At 58.8% G+C, this 19,030-nt stretch carries 15 protein-coding genes and 1 pseudogene; 5 read left to right on the top strand and 11 right to left on the bottom strand.

Translation table 11 applies throughout. The features are described 5' to 3' along the window. Positions 1-13: 13 nt before the first annotated feature. Positions 14-574 carry a hypothetical protein gene (locus tag GFR01_RS14900; RefSeq protein WP_373317578.1) on the bottom strand — a complete coding sequence of 187 codons (561 nt, stop codon included), beginning with the start codon at positions 572-574 and terminating at the stop codon, positions 14-16. A gap of 199 nt (positions 575-773) precedes the next feature. On the opposite strand from GFR01_RS14900, the gene GFR01_RS14895 reads away from it, so the two are divergent. After that, on the top strand, positions 774-1,442 hold the full coding sequence (locus GFR01_RS14895) for an Ig-like domain-containing protein (RefSeq protein ID WP_099183071.1): 669 nt from the start codon (positions 774-776) through the stop codon (positions 1,440-1,442). Between the two features lie 128 nt (positions 1,443-1,570). Here the strand turns inward: GFR01_RS14895 and GFR01_RS14890 are convergent, their stop codons facing one another. From GFR01_RS14890 to gltX, 9 genes are all read right to left on the bottom strand, one after another. Continuing rightward, entirely contained in the window at positions 1,571-2,719 is a 1,149-nt protein-coding gene (locus tag GFR01_RS14890) for an OmpA family protein (protein WP_099183070.1), read from the bottom strand. Between the two features lie 141 nt (positions 2,720-2,860). Beyond that, positions 2,861-3,199 carry a DUF1491 family protein gene (locus tag GFR01_RS14885; RefSeq protein ID WP_099183069.1) on the bottom strand — a complete coding sequence of 113 codons (339 nt, stop codon included), beginning with the start codon at positions 3,197-3,199 and terminating at the stop codon, positions 2,861-2,863. A 28-nt stretch (positions 3,200-3,227) separates the two neighbouring features. Continuing rightward, positions 3,228-4,913, bottom strand: coding sequence for a S41 family peptidase (locus GFR01_RS14880; RefSeq protein ID WP_373317579.1), 1,686 nt, complete (start codon positions 4,911-4,913; stop codon positions 3,228-3,230). A 170-nt stretch (positions 4,914-5,083) separates the two neighbouring features. Continuing rightward, positions 5,084-7,789 carry a type I DNA topoisomerase gene (gene topA, locus GFR01_RS14875; protein WP_099183067.1) on the bottom strand — a complete coding sequence of 902 codons (2,706 nt, stop codon included), beginning with the start codon at positions 7,787-7,789 and terminating at the stop codon, positions 5,084-5,086. 20 nt (positions 7,790-7,809) lie between these two features. Continuing rightward, a complete protein-coding gene (gene dprA / locus GFR01_RS14870; RefSeq protein WP_099183066.1) occupies positions 7,810-8,997 on the bottom strand; it encodes a DNA-processing protein DprA in 1,188 nt (395 codons plus the stop codon). A 41-nt stretch (positions 8,998-9,038) separates the two neighbouring features. Then, positions 9,039-9,668 carry a glycerol-3-phosphate 1-O-acyltransferase PlsY gene (gene plsY, locus GFR01_RS14865; protein ID WP_099183065.1) on the bottom strand — a complete coding sequence of 210 codons (630 nt, stop codon included), beginning with the start codon at positions 9,666-9,668 and terminating at the stop codon, positions 9,039-9,041. Further along, positions 9,665-10,939 (bottom strand): dihydroorotase, encoded by a 1,275-nt coding sequence (locus tag GFR01_RS14860; protein WP_099183064.1) that lies wholly within the window; start codon positions 10,937-10,939, stop codon positions 9,665-9,667. The genes plsY and GFR01_RS14860 overlap by 4 nt, the downstream gene beginning before the upstream one ends. After that, the gene (locus GFR01_RS14855) at positions 10,936-11,877 is read right to left on the bottom strand and encodes an aspartate carbamoyltransferase catalytic subunit (RefSeq protein WP_099183063.1); all 942 of its coding nucleotides are present in this window, start codon (positions 11,875-11,877) and stop codon (positions 10,936-10,938) included. The genes GFR01_RS14860 and GFR01_RS14855 overlap by 4 nt, the downstream gene beginning before the upstream one ends. Beyond that, complete coding sequence (gene gltX, locus GFR01_RS14850; protein WP_010503645.1) at positions 11,870-13,273, bottom strand: glutamate--tRNA ligase; 1,404 nt, start codon at positions 13,271-13,273, stop codon at positions 11,870-11,872. Before gltX ends, GFR01_RS14855 begins: the two co-directional genes overlap by 8 nt. A gap of 200 nt (positions 13,274-13,473) precedes the next feature. Here gltX and GFR01_RS16080 point away from each other — a divergent pair. Together GFR01_RS16080 and GFR01_RS14835 are read left to right on the top strand one after the other, a co-directional pair. Next, a pseudogene (locus GFR01_RS16080) lies at positions 13,474-14,058 on the top strand (cupin); the annotation flags it as partial. Beyond that, on the top strand, positions 14,058-14,744 hold the full coding sequence (locus GFR01_RS14835; protein WP_244902323.1) for a hypothetical protein: 687 nt from the start codon (positions 14,058-14,060) through the stop codon (positions 14,742-14,744). The pseudogene GFR01_RS16080 and the gene GFR01_RS14835, both read left to right, overlap by 1 nt. 7 nt (positions 14,745-14,751) lie before the next feature. On the opposite strand, the gene nth is transcribed toward GFR01_RS14835, so the two are convergent. Beyond that, entirely contained in the window at positions 14,752-15,432 is a 681-nt protein-coding gene (gene nth, locus GFR01_RS14830; protein WP_174694730.1) for an endonuclease III, read from the bottom strand. A 121-nt stretch (positions 15,433-15,553) separates the two neighbouring features. On the opposite strand from nth, the gene GFR01_RS14825 reads away from it, so the two are divergent. Continuing rightward, positions 15,554-17,392: an ABC transporter ATP-binding protein gene (locus GFR01_RS14825; RefSeq protein ID WP_099183126.1), complete on the top strand. Its 1,839-nt coding sequence runs from the start codon at positions 15,554-15,556 to the stop codon at positions 17,390-17,392. 104 nt (positions 17,393-17,496) lie between these two features. Next, positions 17,497-18,879: an amidohydrolase family protein gene (locus GFR01_RS14820; protein ID WP_099183062.1), complete on the top strand. Its 1,383-nt coding sequence runs from the start codon at positions 17,497-17,499 to the stop codon at positions 18,877-18,879. Positions 18,880-19,030 lie beyond the last annotated feature (151 nt).

Here is a 19,030-nt window from a genome sequence, read left to right as displayed (position 1 = left end):
AAGATTTTGCAGATCAGGCGCGATGCGTACGACGCGTCGTGGTGCTCTTTGTTGCACCATGGCGTGACCGGCGATCAACCGTGGCAGGAGCAGCACAGCTCTCATAGGAAGCGGGCTGTGCCACATCCTTGGCTTCTGCGTAATGAGCAAGGTCAGTGCCTGTCTCAAGCGCATCGATCTCATCAAACATGGCTTCACGCTGTTCGCAGAAGACGGTGCCGGACTTCAGGCCGCCAAGAGACTGAACATCAGCCAGCTGTGTGATGTAGTCATCATGTTCAGCTTGCGCGCGGCGGCCATAGGTCGTGCGGAAATAACCATCCAGACGGGTTTCCGCATCCATCAGGGCCGGGCGGAACTTGGCGACGAACGCATTGTAACGGTCCTGAGCCTTGCAGGAGAGGGCCGTCACCATCAGCTCGGACTTCAGGCCGGCCACATCGAAAGCCTCATGAGCGGGAGAGTTGCCGCATTCCGCAGCGAAAGCTGAAGACGGATGAGCAGCGAGAAGTGTGGTGCAGGCCAGACCGGCACCAGCCAGACGGACGAAAGAACGACGGAAGAACGAAGACATCGACAGACTCCACAAGGCCGGGACATTTGGCCGGAAACAGACAGACAGCATAATCCGGGCTTGCGGCCCGCGGAAGATGAAACTCAATGTGAGAAACATGCAGCAAACCATTTACCTGCAACATAATTTCGTGGCGGAAAATGGGCGTGACCGTACTCAACTGTAATTTATTGCTCTGAAGACAGAAAAACCCGTCAAAGTGCTTTTCCTGACGATTGACAGGCTTTCACCCCGCTCCGTCCTGTTCTACATCCGAACGTCTGTCTTGCCGCGGGAAGCGCGGCATAATCTGTCACGAGCGTTGGAGTTGACCGTGCGCCTGCGAGGTTCCGTCGTTACCCTGGGATCGGCTTTTGCCATTTCCATGCTTCTTTCCGGCTGCGCCCAGCAGCCGATCGTCCAGCGCTCTGTGGCTCCGAATCCTTTCGGGTACCAGAAAGTCTCCGCAGTCTGCCACGTCTCGCCAGTGACCACCGCCGCAGACGGCACGCTGAACGTGAACATGACCGTCCGTAGCGATGACGGCCTGTGCGCCATTTCCGTACAGAAGCCCGGCACCGGCAGCTATGCCTCCTTCGGCGTGAGCCCCGCCCCGGAACACGGCAAGGCCTTCCTCTACAACTATGATGGCCGCACCTATGTGAACTATACCCCGGCCACGGCTTACGCTGGTACAGATACGTTTACAGCGGAACTGATCCCGGGTGGTGGTAAGAAGCGCGAGCATCTTGTGGTGCATGCGACAGTCGATGCAACGGGTGTGGTTGTTGCCAAGCCTGCTGTCACAGCCCCGACGCCAAAGGCTTCTACGACGACAACGAAGAAGAAGACTGTAGCCCGTCACACCACGACGCGCCGCAAGAAGTAAGACTTCTTGGAATAGAAGCCGGGGTTCTGTCCCCGGCTTTTTTTGCCGAGTTCTCCGTCATGTCATGAAAAAACCGGCCCTTCTTATGAAGGAGCCGGTTTTTTCATGCCTGTAATGGGTCGGGAAACTTACTTGAAGTCGATTTCCACGCGACGATTCTGTGGCTCACGAGCATTCGGGCCTGTCGCCACCAGCGGATGCGCTTCGCCATATCCTTGTGTGACGATCAGGCCAGCGGCCACGCCATCACGGATCAGTTCCGCCTTTACGCTCTCAGCACGACGCTTGGAGAGGCCCAGATTGTAAGCCTGTCCGCGTGGGCCCGGCTGTGCAGCAGAGCTGTCCGTATAACCGTTGACCTCGATATGCGTGATCTGTGTTGAGGTGGAGTTCTTTGCAGCCTCTGCAACAACAGATTTTGCGCGGCCGCTCAGAGCCGCAGAATCCCAGTCAAAGAACACAAGATAAGTGCGCGTTGGAGCCGGTGCAGGAGCAGCGATCGGGGCAGGGGCCGGAGGGGCTGGCGGCGGAGCGGGATTGAATTCGTAACGCAGTCCCAGCATCAGGGAATGGTTGAAGTCAGTGCGGGTATTCCGGTTGCCCTCAGAATAGCCATAGGCCTGTTTCTGATCCCAGCCGCCATATACGCCCGTTGCCGTTGCGTGGTGTCCGTTCGGTCCCAGAAGGGAATAGAAACGGTATTCCGTCGTGGCGGACAAGCCAACAACCCACGGAACCGGGAAAGACAGACCAAAAATGCCCTGGTAGGCAAAATTGCCCGCCGTGCCGCCCGTATGCTGATCGAAAGCGCCGTTCGGTGCCCGGACGTAGGTGTTCATGGCCTGCCAGCCATAACCAATGCCAGCGCCGAAATATGGGAACACCCAGGACTGCCCGATATCCATGTCGAACAGGGCGTTGGCCATCACGCCATACTGCTGCTGACGTCCACCGACTGAAGACGGAAACAGGCTGCTTCTGAACTGCTGGAGGCGATTGTTGCGGTAGTTGCCTTCAACTTCGACGCGGAAGCCATTACCCAGTCCCCAGCCAACGCTGCCGATTCCCGTAACGCCAGCCTGATAGTGGTCACGGCCGCTCGGAAAGACAGGAGAAAGACGCACGGTCTGATCCTGGTTGAAGCTCGCGCCACCTTCGCCTGAAACATACAGACCTTTGACCGGCTGGGCCTGTGCGGCCCCCATGACCAGCATCGATACGCCAGCAGTGAGCCCGGCCCGGGCAAGCCAGGTTCTGACAACGGATCGCTGCATCATGTCATTTCTCTCCAACCAACCCAATTGAAAGTCTTCTTGCTGAAAGTGCCGGCAATGGCAACGCGCACCATTCCTTAATGGCTGACACGGAAGTTTCACAGTGGGCAGGTTCATTGCTCACTGTGTCTTCCGTCCCACAGTTCAGTGCATGACGTCCAGATCTGCACGACGTGATCCCAGAGTACGCTCCAGCGGAGTCTCTACGTTTCTGACTTCAAGCTCGATCAGCCAGAGATCCGGATCATACCGGCGTTGACGCTCCAGATATTCATCCAGTCCAGACTTCTGAACATCGGCTCGAACCCAGTCAGAGCCATTTTCCCGCAGGACAGTAATGTTGTCTTCCCGGTCCCGCAAAACAATCAGAACGGCTCCAGCATCTTCGTCGCCTTTTTTCAGGACCATGGCAGACGTCCCATCCGAAGAAATACGACGGATGACGGCACGGACCCAAAGCCCTGTTTTCAAACGTGCACCCATGAAAATATCTCGTCCATTCCTGAAAAATTTAGTGCAGAGGTGCGGTGTTCTCGTCAGGAACAGCCTCAAGGGCTGCTTTGTATGCCGTTACAGAAGACAGCAGGAATCTTGCCGTGTCCATGTCTGCATCCGTCCCGATCGCGGCTGGACAATGACGTCTTATGTCTAGAATCCGGGAAACCGGAACCGGGTAACGCGCTGCTCTTGCCAGTTGTACGGCAGCGGCCTGTGGCGCCGTTCCACCCTTAAGTTCGGAAAGCTGTCCGTGCAGATCGTCCGCCCCCCGCGAGGTGCAGACCTGAGGCATGATACCGAGTCCCTGGATAGGCCAGCCGAGCGGAGCCTGATTGCGGCTCCAGGTGACGAACAACTCGCCACCGTTCGGCATCTGGCCAATCACCTGGACCAGTCCTTTGCCTAACGTCTCGCTCCCGATCACAACGGCCCGCCGGTGATCCGAAAGCGCTGCGGCAAGGATTTCAGCTGCGCTGGCGGTCCGTCCATCGACCAGGATGACAATCGGGGCACCGCTCGTCATGTCGCCGCCCTGAACCGCCCAGATATGATTGGCCTGAGGGTCTCGTCCATGAGTGGTTACGGCCACCCCATGATCAAGGAAGAGGGCTGCCGCAGTCACAGCCTGCTGAAGCACCCCGCCCCGGTCTCCACGAAGATCAATGATAATTCCAGCAGGTCGCTTTGGTGAAGCTTTCGCCCCGGAAGCAGGCTGGCCATCAGGAGTCTCGTCTTCAACGACCTGATCGAGATACTGGCTGATTTCCTCGGCGGTCTGGGTCGAAAAGGATGTGATTCTCAGGAGAGTATAAGGACCGTCCGCCGAAGCAAAAACCGTTTCAGGCGGAACCTGTGCACGGCGTAGTTTCAGAGTGGATGGACGCTGCCCACGTGAGGCCAGTGCCAGCGAAATCGAAGTCCGGTCCTCGCCGTCAAGCCAGCTTTGAACAATCTCCGGAGCCTGACCCCGGGTGGAGCGTCCATTGACGGCAATCAGCCGCTGCCCTGTATCCACACCGGCTTCCCATGCGGGTCCGTTCGCATTGACAGCAGTCACGATGATCGCATGACCTTTTGCGCCGAGTGTCAGGCCAACGGTCCCGCTTTGGCCGGTCCGTTTGGTTCGGTCAGCAATGGCCGGTGTGGGGCCAAGATACCGAGAATACGGATCCATGTGATTGAACAGCTCATCGAAAAATCCCTGAAGGAGCGCATCGGCGCCTGCTTCCCGAATTGTCGATGAATGTTCCCAGGCCGACTGCATGGCAGCGGTTACAAGATCCGCCCAGGCCGAGCGGTTTCCATCAGCGGGGAAAACGCGCTTGAAAAGCAGCGTCTGGCCTTGGGTAATGCTCAGTGTTTCGGGGATGTGCTGCTTGTCATGATCTTCCGCCGGATTGTCTGTCACGGCAATGGTCGGGTCGATGGCAGTTAAACCATCCAGACCCCAGATACAGAACTCACGCGGAGAATGAGCTTCAAGAGTCCGGGGACCGAGAAAGCCCAATGCGGCAAAAAGAACATCCCGGGTCATGCCCGCGGAGAACGTTGGAGCAGCAGGCGCTACGGTCTGTGGCTGGCCCGCGTTGTCCTGCGCCAAGACATCATGAAGTGGAATTCCCACCGCCAGTACTGCCAGACCTAGGACAAAGACTGGACGGCACGCCGTTGTGCAGAACTGCGACAGAAACAGAGACATAGGGCGTGCGGCGTGGCGCAAGAACGGGGTCCTCGAAGGCGGGTCAGCAAAAAGCGCTTTTCAGCCCTTCCATATTGTGACCACGCCACAAACTTCAGCCCCGGTAAAGACATACAGAAGACATTGTTGAGGGGAGTGCAGCCGGGTCACACCCCCCTTTTGACCCTGCCTCAGGCCTCTGAGGACGGGTCTGCTGCCGTTTTCCGCTTCTTTGTTGCAGAAGCGGTTGATTTGCTCGTCTTGGAAGTTTTTGTTGTGCCGCGCTTGGTTGTCTTCTTGGGAGCGTCCTCGCCAGAAGTTGCATCGGTGGATGCAGTTTTTTTGCTTTTAACCGTTTTGGTCGCCGCTTTCTTTGCAGTGCTTTTCTTGGCACCACCCTTCAGCGGTTTCCCTTTCTCTGCGAGAAGCGCCACGGCTTCATCCAAGGTAATATCGTCCATACCCTGATCCTTGGGCAGGTTGGCAATCAGTTGCCCATGCTGGGCATAGGGGCCAAACCGTCCCTTCCGGATCATGACAGGCTCGCCATCCTTCGGATGTGCACCCAGATTGCGAATGGACGCCAGCTTCTTCGCCAGACTGTCGACAGCGCGGTTCAGGCCAACGGTCAGGACATCATCATCCTTGTCCAGCGTGCCGTAGATCGCACCCATCTTCACATAAGGCCCAAACCGGCCCAGACCCGCCTCAATCTTCTCGCCGGTTTCCGGATGAAGGCCGACAAACCGGGGAAGAGAGAGCAGTCCCAGAGCCTGTTCCAAGGTGATGGTATTGCCATCCAGCCCCTTGGGAATTGTCGTCCGCTTCGGCTTGGCCTTCTTGTCCTCCGGGTTTGGCTCACCCTTCTGGATATAAAGTCCCCATGGGCCCCGGCGGACAGTGATGTCTTCGCCGCTTTCCGGATCCTGCCCCAGAATTTTCGGACCCTCGCTGAGACCTTCCGCGTCTCCATCGTCCGCAATCAGACGGCGTGTGAACTGGCAGGTCGGGTAGTTGGAACAGCCAATGAAGGCTCCAAACTTGCCAAGACGCAGCCCCAGACGACCCGTACCACACGATGTGCAAACACGCGGATCGGACCCGTCTTCCTTAGGCGGGAAGAAATGTGCGCCCAGATCTTCGTCCAGAGCGTCAATGACGTCTGAAATTTTCAGATCCTTGGTCTGGGCAACCGCCGCGGAGAAGTCATGCCAGAAAGCTGCCATGACATCATGCCAGTCTGCCCGACCGCCGGAAATATCATCCAGCTGCTCTTCGAGAGACGCCGTGAAACCCGTATCGACATAGCGCTCGAAAAACGACGTCAGGAACGCCGTAACCAGCCGCCCGCGATCTTCTGGCATGAAGCGCTTGGCTTCCATCCGAACGTAATTGCGGTCCCGCAGAACGCTGAGCACAGAGGCATAGGTAGACGGACGACCAATCCCGATCTCTTCCATCTTCTTGACGAGAGACGCTTCGGAATAGCGTGGTGGCGGCTGCGTAAAGTGCTGTTCGGCATCCACCCCTGTGGTGGAAACGCGATCGCCTTCCTTCATCTGCGGGAGAAGCTTGCCGTCTTCATCTTCGGACTTCGTATCGTCCCGGCCTTCGATGTAGAGCTTCAGGAAGCCATCAAATGCGATCGTCGAGCCGGTCGCGCGCAGCAGCGTCTGTCCGCTTGCGTCTGCCAGCGTCACAGCGACCTGATCCAGTTCCGCAGACTGCATCTGGGAAGCAACGGCGCGCTTCCAGACGAGTTCATAAAGCCGCTTCTGCTCAGGAGAGAGAGCATGAGCAACCTGGGCAGGCGTCCGGAAGACATCTGTCGGACGCACGGCTTCATGCGCTTCCTGAGCGTTCTTGGCCTTGGTGGAGTAGGCGCGAGGATAGTCAGGAACGTACTCGTCCCCGAAAGCCTTACCGATATGCCCACGGATTGCCCCGATGGCTTCCTTGGCCATCGTGACACCATCGGTTCGCATATAGGTGATGAGACCGATCGTCTCACCGCCCAGATCCACACCTTCGTAAAGTTGCTGGGCCGTGCGCATCGTTGTCTGGGCACTCATGCCCAGCTTGCGGGAGGCTTCCTGCTGAAGTGTGGACGTCGTGAACGGCGGCGGTGGGTTTCGCTTCGTGCGCTTGCGCTCAACGGACCGGACCGTGAACTGACCGGCCTGTACGATGTCGCGGGCTTCAAACGCCAGTGTCTCATTATTGAGATCGAACTGGTCAAGCTTGTTACCTTTGAGATGCGTCAGGCGTGCCTGAAAGGCCGCTTTGGCGGGCGTATTGAAGCCACCTGTGACGGTCCAGTATTCCTTGGGACGGAAGACCTCGATCTCCGCTTCACGCTCACAGATCAGCCGCAACGCCACGGACTGCACACGGCCAGCGCTCTTGCTGCCCGGCAGCTTGCGCCAAAGAACCGGCGACAGCGTGAAGCCCACCAGATAGTCCAGCGCACGACGAGCCAGGTAGGCGTCAATCAGCGGCTGGTCCAGCTCACGGGGGCCAGCCATGGCGGCTGTGACAGCGGCTTTCGTGATTTCGTTGAAGGTGACGCGATGGACGTCGATTCCCTTCAAAAGCTTCTTTTCTTCCAGAACGCTGCGAACATGCCAGGAAATGGCTTCACCTTCGCGATCCGGGTCAGTGGCCAGATAGAGGTTCTTGGCCCCTTTGAGCGCCTTGGCGATCGCCGCGATCTGTTTGGAGCCACGGTCGTCCGTCTGCCAGCTCATGGCAAAGTTCTCGTCCGGGCGGACGCTGCCATCCTTGGGCGGCAGATCCCGCACGTGACCGAAGGAAGCCAGAACGGTAAACCCGCTTCCCAGATACTTGTTGATCGTCTTGGCCTTTGCCGGGCTCTCGACTACCACAACGTCTGTCATTGCCACTCCGGTTTTCCGCGTCACTTCCTGTTCGGCTGTAACGCCACGCGCCCGCCGGGCACGAACTCAACGACGCCTCCAAGCTCAAGCTCGGTAAGCACCGACAGTACTGCCGAAACGGAGAACTGGCAGCGGCGCACCACCTCGTCAACTGTTACCGGTATCACGGAAAGCAGCGGGAGCACTTTTTCAAGGACCAGATCAGGGTCTTCCCAAGCCTTGGGATCCTCTCCGCCCCATGGCGTGTAAGATTCTGAAAAACCTTGGAAAAGACCTGTATTCTGAAGGCTTTTTATCCACGGTGGAAGGAGGGGGACTGGAAGCTGTGAAGGCAGACATGAAAGAATATCCTGCACATTTTCCGTGAGCGTCGCTCCGTGTCGTAAAAGGTCATTTCCGCCACGAGACCGTGGATCCAATGGTGATCCGGGAACAGCATAAACTTCCCGATCATAGGAGAGGGCCAGGCTGGCCGTAATCAGCGTGCCGGAGTGCAGGGCGGCTTCCACCACCACACACCCCAGCGAAATCCCAGCAATCAGCCGGTTGCGGCGCGGGAAATGTCTGGCTTGGGGAATCGTTCCCAGCGGCGCTTCCGTTACGAGACATCCGCGTTCCGCAATGCTGGCCTGAAGCTTCGCATTTTCCGGGGGATAGACGTGATCCAACCCTCCGGCGACGGCAGCCGTCGTCAGGCCCGGATAAAGCGCCGCCTCATGAGCCGCCGAATCGATGCCGCGTGCCAGACCTGACACAACACAGATTCCCGAGTCCGCCAGTTCGGCAGAAAGGCTTTCCGCCATACGAATCCCTGCTGCAGACGCATTCCTTGCGCCCACAACCCCAACTGAACGTAGGGAAAGCTTTGCAGGGTCGCCCTGAACAAACAGGACAGGCGGCGCATCCTTGATGAAGGACAACATCAATGGGTAGTCCGCATCGCCCCGAATCAGAACGTCTCCGCCGATGCGATGCAGGGCTTCGACTTCAGACGCCATCTGGGCAGCAGAAGGAATAGCAGGAAGATCGAGCCGTCCAGCCTGACGCATCCGCTCTGGAAGGGCCTCGACCGCTGCTGCCGGACTTCCATACTGGCAAAGCAGCCGGGAAAAATTGATCGGACCAACGCCGGGCGTCCGGGCAAGCCGCATCGCGTCGAGTCGGCCTTGATCAGACATCCGGAATGGAGGAGCGGAAAACGTCGTCATGTTTTCGCTCCTACCCAATAATCCTTAACGACCGCTTAAGGTCAGGAAGATTTCGTTTTTGCGTTTACGCGCGGTTCATTGCCCGACAGCAAACGAACGATATTGCTGTAATGCCGAACCCAGATCAGCAAAGCGATGAGAGCTGTTGCAACCGGGATCGGGGCATTTATGCCCTGACCCTTCGTGACCACCATCAGGATGGGAGCCACAAGAAAGGCGGACAACGCTCCGGCTGAGGAAATCCGGCTCAGACGCGCCACAGCCAGCCAGACCACGCAGCACGCGACCCCGACAGGCCAGCTCAGAACCCAGATCGTCCCAAGACCAGTCGCCACGCCTTTGCCGCCCCGGAACCCAAGCCAGACCGGGAAGCAGTGCCCAACCACGACAGCGACTGCTGCCACGGCCATCGCCAGCGAGGGCTGGTCACCACCGAGTCGCAGAGCCAGGAACACGGCTAGTGCACCTTTGAGCGCATCCAGCAGCAGCGTTGCAGCAGCCAACCCCTTGCGCCCGGTGCGCAGCACGTTCGTCGCGCCAATATTGCCGGAGCCGATCTGGCGAATGTCTCCGCCGCCCGTGGCCGCCGTGAGGATCAGCCCGAAGGGGATGCTGCCAAGGCCATAGGCAATTGCAGCGATCAGGAGCAGGCTTGGATGAGACAGCGTCATGCCAGCCCCTCAGCCGTGAAAACCTCCGTGCCGCGACGGAACGTGCGCAGCACGCGGCCTTTCAGTTTTTGGCCATCAAAAGGCGTATTCTGGGCACGCCCCGGCAGCTCGCCAGCACGAACTTCCCAGACTGCTTCCGGATCGAACAGACAGAGATCCGCATCCTGACCAACGGCCAGCGTGCCGGCTGAAATCCGCAGCAGGGAGGCCGGAGCACAGGTCACAAGGCGCAGAGCCTCAATCAAAGGCAGACCAGCACCAAGAGTGACGCCAAGAAGCGTAACCAGCCCTGTTCCGCCCGCGCGAGCCTGCGCAAAGGGGAGGCGTTTGTCGTCCGCATCCGCAGGGGCGTGATCAGAAGCCACCGCATCAATCGTTCCATCAGCCAGCGCCGCACAGACGGCAGACCGATCCGATTCGGAGCGAAGAGGAGGGGAGAATTTCGCATAGGTGCGGAAATCCCCGATGTCTTCTTCGGTCATGGCAAAATAAGGAGGGGCCGTGTCACACGTCACCTTGATGCCTCGTGCCTTGGCGCCCCGGATCAGATCCAGCCCTTCCGCCGTAGAGACATGGGCGAAATGCAGACGGGCACCCGTCATTTCCGCCAGACGCAGATCACGGGCAATCATGATCGCCTCAGCGGCAGCCGGAACCTGCGGCAGACCCAGACGAACTGCCAGCGCACTTGCGGTCGCGCAGGCGCCCTTGGCAAGCGAAGGTTCTTCCGGATGTTGCACAACCAGCGCGTCGAGAAAGCGGGAATAGGACAGCAGATTGCGCATCTGCTTGGCATCCGCGATAGCGCGCGTGCCGTCCGTGAATGCTACGGCACCGGCGTCCTGCAATAGACCCAGCTCCGCCATGTCTCCGCCCTCGCAGCCACGCGTCAGCGCGCCGTAAGGATGGATGGAGACCATGCCCGTCTCTTCGCCGCGCACCTTCAGAAGGTGCACCAGAGCGGGATTGTCGATTGCTGGAGAGGTGTTGGGCAAAACGGCGATGGTGGTGATTCCACCCGCTACGGCAGCCCGCGCGCCTGACTTCACACTTTCACGGTATTCGAAGCCTGGCTCGCCCAGAGCCACACGCATATCCACAAGTCCAGGGCATAGAACTGCACCCTGACCATCAATCACGCATGCCCCTTCAGGCGTCTCCGGGCTGTCGATAGCGGCAATACGACCATCTTCAACCGTCAGGCGTCCTACGCCATCCCGACCGGAGGCGGGGTCAATCAGGCGGACATTCTCAAAAACAGTTATCGTCATAGTGGCATCCGTGCCCGGGACAGGCGATCCAGAACGGCCATACGCACAGCCACGCCCATTTCCACCTGTTCGGCGATTACGCTCTGATCCGAATCGGCAACATCAGACGCAATCTCGACGCCCCGGTTCATGGGGCCAGGATGCATGACCAGGGCACCGGGGTTTGCCAGTGCCAGACGACGTCGATCCAGCCCGAAGAACCGGAAGTATTCGCGGGAACTCGGGACAAGGCCAGCGCCCATACGTTCTTTCTGAAGACGGAGGGACATTACGACATCCGCGCCTTTCAGGGCCTCATCCATGTCTGAATACAGTGTGACATTGCCAAGTTCTGCCATTGCGGATGGCAATAGCGTCGGCGGTCCAACCAGACGCACCGAGTTTCCCAACGCGGTCAGAAGGTGGATGTTGGAACGTGCCACGCGGCTGTGACCAACGTCGCCGCAGATCGTAATTGTCAGACCTTCCAAGCGCCCGAAATGGCGGCGGATAGTCAGGGCGTCCAGCAACGCCTGCGTAGGGTGTTCATGCGTGCCGTCTCCGGCATTCACAACGCTGGCTTCGACTTTCTGGGACAGCAGGGCCGGAGCACCGGACTGGCCATGACGCACGACCAGAAGATCACAGCGCATGGCATTCAGCGTGGATGCCGTATCCAGCAGCGTCTCGCCCTTGTTCACCGAGCTGGTGGCGACCGTCATGTTGATGACGTCCGCCCCAAGGCGCTTGCCTGCCAGTTCAAAACTGGTGCGGGTTCGGGTGCTGTCTTCGAAAAACAGATTGATGACCGTCCGGCCCCGCAGCGCTTCACGCGGTGCGGAACGGGAACGGCTCAGGAGCGCATAGCTCTCCGCCAGATCGAGGAACGGGGTAATTTGCCCCGGGGTCAGCCCCTCGATTCCCAGCAGATGCCGGGGGACGGATGGCCGCTCAGGCACTGAGCACACTCGCAATACGGGCCAGAACCTCGTCACGGCCCAGAGCGGCCAGTGTCAGGTCAATGCCTGGAGACGTGGTGGATCCTGTCATGGCAGCGCGCAGAGGCTGGGCAACGGAGCCTAGCTTCAGCTCGTTCTTCTCGGCGTAGGCGCGAAGAGCGCCGTCGATCGCTTCCGCCGTGAAGTCTGGGAGCGCGGCCAAGTCATGCCCAACACCTTCAAGAACCTTGCGGCCGTTCTCGTCCAGCAGTTTCTCGGCCTTGGGCGTGAAGGTCAGGGGCAGGGTAAAGCCTGCGAAAGCGGCATTATCCGTCAGCTCCACCAGCGTCTTGGCGCGTTCCTTGAGGCCGGACATCATGGCCAGAACACGGGCACGCGTGCGGTCATCCGCGACAACGCCTTCACGACCCTGCAGACGCTCCATGACATCGTTGGTCAGGCGTTCATCGTCCGCCTGACGCATCCAGACACCATTGAGATGTGCCAGCTTCACATAGTCCATACGGGACGGGGAGCGACCGACGCCATCCAGATCGAACAGCTTGATCTGCTCTTCGCGAGACAGGATTTCCGCGTCCCCATGACCCCAGCCCAGACGCAGCAGGTAGTTGCACAGGGCTTCTGGCAGATACCCTTCCTCGCGGAAGTCCACGACGGACTGCGCGCCGTGACGCTTGGAAAGCTTCGCGCCATCCGGGCCATGAATCAGCGGCAGATGAGCGAACTGCGGCAGATCCCAGCCCATCGCGCGATAGATCATGGCCTGACGGAAGGTGTTCGTCAGATGGTCGTCACCGCGCATGACGTGGGTGATGTTCATGTCATGGTCGTCACAGACCACAGCGTGCAGATAGGTTGGCGTGCCGTCGGAGCGCAGGATGATCAGATCATCCATTTCCACGTTGGCGACACGAACTTCGCCCTGTACCAGATCCTTGATGACGGTCTCGCCCTCACGCGGCGCCTTCAGGCGCACAACGTAAGGCGCACCTTCCGGCGCTTCGGACGGATCGCGGTCACGCCATGTGCCGTCGTAACGGGGCGGACGCTTCTCGGCCATGGCCTTCTCGCGCATGGCGGTCAGTTCTTCCGGTGTACAGTAGCACTTGTATGCCTGACCCTTGGCCAGCAGTTCCAGTGCCACTTCCGTATGGCGATCCTGTCGGGCGGACTGGAAGACAGGCTCCTCATCCGCTGTGATCCCCATCCAGGCGAGACCATCAAAGATTACGTCCACCGCGCGTTGCGTGGAGCGTTCCTTGTCGGTGTCCTCGATCCGCAGGAGGAACTCACCGCCATGGTGGCGGGCGAAGAGGAAATTGAACAGGGCAGCGCGGGCGTTGCCGACATGCAGCAGGCCCGTGGGCGAGGGTGCAAAGCGCGTACGGATCGTCATGCGGCTCTCATATCATGCTCGTGCGGGAGGGGCTATCCGCATCATCCCGGCATGATTTGTGTCGTTGTTTTTCTGGGGTGTGCAATCGAGGGTCACAAGGCTGTTACATTTAAAAAATCCCTGATTTTCAAGCGTGTGTGATTTCCTGCACCGTTCGTCGGGTCCCTATCCTGAGGGCAGGATTTTCACGGGGGCTGAGCATGGACAGGCGCGATTTCAATGTGATGCTGGCCGGCATGGGCCTGACGATGGGACATGGCCGCATCCGCAAGGCGTCCGCCAGCACAGCGCGTGTTGAAGCCTTCACGCTTCACCGCAATGACTGGGTGCCCAACAATTCCCGTCTGCCTGTCATCGTGTATCGTAACGCTCTGGAAGCCGGGGCGGGGCGAGAGGGCGTGTACGAGGATCTGTTCAACCGGAATGGCTGGCCATCCCGTTGGCGGAACGGCGTTTATACCTTTCATCATTATCATAGCCTTGGCCACGAAGTGCTCGGCTTTTCCAATGGGTCAGCCCGACTCATGCTAGGCGGCCCCTCGGGCAGGACGGTGGAGGTGCGGGGAGGGGACATCGCACTTCTTCCGGCCGGAACAGGTCACTGCAATCTAGGCTCCGATGCTGATTTCACCGTGATCGGTGCGTATCCCCCGGAGCAGGACTTTGACATCCTGCGCGCCGCGCCCACACCGGAGCAGTTTGCGCGTATCCAATCCCTGACATTCCCGATGACAGACCCCGTGCAGGGTAAAAGCGGCGCACTCTCACGCGAGTGGCACCCTTCATGGGGTGGGGCATCCGGATCGTTCAGGTCATCGCCAGAACCGTCGCAGCGTTTCCGCTGGCTCATAAGCCCGTGCCTCACATGCCAGAATGGGCGCTACTCATCGTTCTTTTGGGGCTGTGCCTGCTCTGCCTGTGGAAAGGACGCGCGCGCCTTGCCGGGCTTATGCCAATCATGGTGGGACTGTTTTCGATCTGGCTGGTTCCACGCCCTGATATTCTGGTCTCACCTGATGGGGGCCTTATTGCTGTTCGGGCAGAAGGCATCCTGCAAGTCGGCCCTCACAGTAGTCTGGAACGTCTGACCCTTCAGGACTGGCAGCAGGCATTGGCGCTTCCGACCGGGATCTTGCCATCAGGCTGTCTGAACGGCCTCTGCCGCCTGACCGTCAAAGGCCAGACGGTTCTTCTGCGGGCCAAGGATACGTCAGACGGAGCAATTCCGCCTTCTGCGCAGGACTGTCAGGGTGTGATTCTGTTCATCAGTGCGTCGCCCGCCCGAAATGCCTGCCCGGGTATTCCGTTTATCGACCGTTTCTCCGTCTGGAGGAATGGCGCATATGCCGTGTCTCTCCGTCACGGCGCACCTGTCCTGATTTCTGATCGAGGCTGGCGGGGAAGCCGTCCATGGGTGCCAGCCATTGGCTCGCATGGAATGCCCAACTTACCGTTGGCTCAGGCAGAATAAACGCGGATCAGGCCGCTTCTTTGGTTCGAGGTGGCGTGAGACGCTTGTCCGGATACAGGCACCATTGCGTTGCCGGACAGCGCCAGCATTCAGGTGCGCGGGCTTTGCAGACATAACGACCATGCAGGATCAGCCAGTGATGGGCTGGTCGCAGCATATCCTTGGGAATACGCGCCACCAGACCATCCTCAACCTGCCGGGTTGTTTTCCCTGGTGCCAGGCCAGTCCGGTTTCCGATACGAAAAATATGCGTATCAACCGCCATGGTATCGGCGCCAAATGCAACATTCATCACCACGTTGGCCGTCTTCCGCCCGACACCCGCCAGCGCCTCAAGAGACTTGCGATCAGCAGGCACTTCCCCGGCATGTCGTTCCAGAAGCTGCTCGCACAGCAGAGCCACGTTATGAGCCTTCGCGCGCCATAAGCCGATCGTCTTGATGTATTGCGCGATCCCGGCTTCCCCGAGTTCCGCCATGCTTTTCGGATCGGGCGCGTGTTCAAACAGCCCCTTGGTCGCCTTGTTGACAGACTTGTCCGTCGCCTGAGCCGAGAGAACCACACTCACCAGAAGTTCGAACGTATTACGGAAGATCAGCTCACTTTCCGCATCCGGGTTGGCTTCGGCCAGTGCGGTAATGAAAGCCTTGGCCGCGGCCTTGCTCATGGGTCTGGGGGCGTCTGTCATGGCTGAAACTCCGCGCGGGCTGTTGCGTCTGATCCGGACTGTCCGGCAAGATACGCCAAACATCTGAAAATTTCATGCCATCAGGCCGTTGTCCTTGAGGGACAAGACGGCGGAGCTCTTTGTGTCCGATATTTCTACGCACCTTACCGGCCAGAAACAGGAAGGCCGGAAAATCGACGTTTCCTTTACAGAAGTCCTGTCCTTTGTCTGCCGCCGCTGGCTGGCGCATCCCGCTCTTCTTGCCTGGACATTGTCGGGTGTGGCCCTTGCCACACTGGCGGATGTCGTCACCCCGATTCTGGCTGGTCGCCTCGTCTCGGATATTTCCAAACACGCTGCCGGGCCGACCATTCCAAAAACCGATGAGCTTCTAAGCCTGCGCAACGATGCTTTCCTGATGGTTGGTGGTCTGATCGCGCTGGGCCTGATCGGCCTGTATGGGCGTCGCTCGTCTTTCGTCGGTATTTCGCATCTCACACTGGCGATCATGCACAAGGTGCTCAATCAGGCCTTCGAGCGGGTGCAGCGGTTCTCGACGGACTGGCACGCCAATACGTTCGCTGGTTCAACCGTCCGCCGGCTGACCCGTGGTATGTGGGCGATTGATACGCTGGACGACACGCTTTTGCTGATGATCGGCCCGGAAGTCATGGTGCTCGGCGGCACAACGGCCGTTCTCATGTTCCGCTCGCCCCTCATGGGCTCTGTTCTGGCGGTGTCCGTCGTTCTGTTCGCCTGGCTCTCGATTGCCCTCACGCTCCGCTACGTTGCACCCAGTGCCCGTGCCTCGAATGAGTGGGACACCAAGATGGGGGCGTCCATTGCAGATTCCGTGACCTGTAATCCGGTTGTCAAAGCCTTCGGGGCGGAACTCCGCGAAGAGAAGCGGCTGGATACGATTGTTCAGGGCTGGCGGGAGCGCACGCTTCGCACATGGCTCCGAGGAACCAACAGCGCCAATATTCAGGCACTGGCCTCTCTCGTGATGCGGATGCTCATGATCGGTCTGGCCGTTATGCTCTGGTGGCAGGGCAAGGCTGGCCCGGGGGATGTGGCCTATGTGCTGACCATGATGTTCCTCGTGCAGGGCTATCTGCGTGATCTGGGGCAGCAGGTCAGTCAGGTGCAGCGGTCCGTCAACGAGATGGAAGAACTGATTGCCATTTTCCGCCGTGATTCCGCCATTCAGGACGCGCCCAATGCGGAAGAAGCCCGGTTTACGCAGGGTGAAATCCACTTCGAACACGTCACTTTCCAGTATCCGGGGCAGGAAAAGCCGCTTTATCAGGATCTCAACATTGATATTGCACCCGGCTCACGCGTCGCTCTCGTCGGACCCAGCGGATCAGGCAAGACCACTCTGACCAAACTCCTTCAGAGACTGTATAATGTGAACAGCGGTCGCATCACGGTGGACGGGCAGGATATTGCGCAGGTCACGCAGTGTTCCCTGCGCTCCCACATCGCCATCGTGCCGCAGGAGCCGGTGCTGTTTCACCGGACATTGGCGGAAAACATTGCCTATGCCCGCCCCGGCGCATCACTGGAGGAAATCAAGGAAGCAGCCCGTCAGGCCAATGCGGCGGCTTTCATTGAGCGTCTGCCGGAAGGTTACAATACGATGGTCGGTGAGCGCGGCGTGAAGCTGTCTGGCGGCGAGCGTCAGCGTGTCGCCATTGCCCGCGCGTTCCTCGCTGATGCGCCGATCCTGATTTTCGATGAAGCGACCTCCAGCCTTGATTCGGAATCAGAATCTCTCGTGCAGGAGGCCATGCGCCGCCTCATGAAGAACCGCACAGTCATCGTCGTGGCGCATCGTCTTTCAACCGTCATGGAACTGGACCGGATAGTGGTGTTCAGCCGTGGCGAACTGAAAGAAGACGGGACTCATGCCGAACTCGTGGCAAAAGACGGGGGCATTTATCGCCGCCTGTTCGAGCTTCAGTCGCTCGAAGGCTGAAGTTCCGCTCCCGTCTACGCCCTCACATCTGCGAGAGTGTGAGCGTCTTTCTTGCATGACAGAACGTTTCCCCTCAGCCTGACTGCTGCTGAGGGAAACACATCATGACACTTCGTTCCGCCTTTGCTGGACTGCTTCTGGCCACGCCCGCCACATTTCTGGCACTTCCGGCACAGGCCGAACCCGTGGCGTTCGATCATGCCCGCCTTATTGACGGAACGGGCGACCCGGTTCGCGAGAACGTCACGGTTGTCATTAACGATGGGCGCATCGTGTCCGTTGGAAGCCCTGCTCCGGCGGAAGCACAGCATGTCGATCTGAGTGGCAAAACGCTTTTGCCCGCCCTCATCAGCGATCACAGTCATGTCGGCATCATCAAGGGAACATCCGGCGGGAGCGACAACTATACCCGTGAGAACATTCTCGCAGCCCTGAAAAAATACAGCGACTACGGTGTTCTGACCGTGACGTCCCTCGGTCTGAACCGCTCTCCGCTTTTCGACGATCTTCGCAAAGAGCAGCATGCGGGTAAAAATCCGGGAGCCGATCTGTTTGGCGTGGATCAGGGAATTGGCGTGCCGAACGGCGCACCTCCGGCGGCGATGGTTAAAGGTCTTGGTCCTGATCAGGTTTATCGTCCTTCAACCCCGCAGGAGGCTCGTCAGGACGTGGACCGCATGGTTGCAGAACATACGGACCTGGTGAAGCTGTGGGTGGATGATTTCCGGAACGGCGTTCCGAACGGCAAGACCCTTCCCAAAATGTCGCCTGATATCTATCGCGCAGTCATTGACGAAGCCCATGAGCACAATACCCGCGTGGCGGTCCATATCCACGATCTTGATATTGCCAAGGCGGTTGTTGATGCAGGCGCCAATATCCTTGCGCATGGCGTGCGGGATCAACCTGTCGATCAGGCGCTTATAACGGCCATTAAAGCGCGTGGCGTCTGGTACATCGCGACACTGGATCTGGATGAAGCGAACTATCTTTTCGCCGAACATCCGGATCTGCTCAATATCCCCTTCGTTGCCGCTGCGATTGATCCTGTTCTTATGGCTCAGCTTTCCAATGCTGAATGGCGTCAGAAAACGTTGGCCAACCCTCTGACTGAAGCCTCTCACAAGGCTGTCGCCATAAACCAGAAGAACCTGCTCACCCTTTACCGGGCTGGCGTGAAAATCGGTTTCGGCACAGATTCAGGGGCAGCTCCCACGCGCCTGCCGGGCTTTGCTGAACATCGTGAACTGGCCCTGACCGTAGAAGCCGGCCTGACGCCACTTGAAGCCATTCATCTGGCAACGGGGAATGCCGCAGAGCTTCTGGAGCTGGATGATCGTGGTGTCATACAGCCCGGTCGGCGGGCCGATTTGCTGATCGTCCGAGGAGCGCCAGATCAGACCATCGCAGATATCGATCAGGTGGATCAGGTCTGGCAGCGTGGGGTTCTGGTGAGTCGGGGGCCTGTACACCGCTCAAATAACTAGTCGGTTAGTTCGATGAAGTCGTGAACCTGAAGCGCAGGTTGATTTGCCGGATGTTATCAGAAATCACGATCAGATAGAAAAAATCATGAATTTTCAATAAGTATCGTTATAAAGTCGTCTTTCCCGATAGCGATGTTCTGTCCTATATCTG

The organism is Gluconobacter frateurii, assembly GCF_002723955.1.
GTDB classification, from domain to species: domain Bacteria; phylum Pseudomonadota; class Alphaproteobacteria; order Acetobacterales; family Acetobacteraceae; genus Gluconobacter; species Gluconobacter frateurii.
The sequence above is the reverse complement of the archived record's forward strand: the minus strand, read 5'-3'. Positions and strand labels throughout refer to the sequence as shown.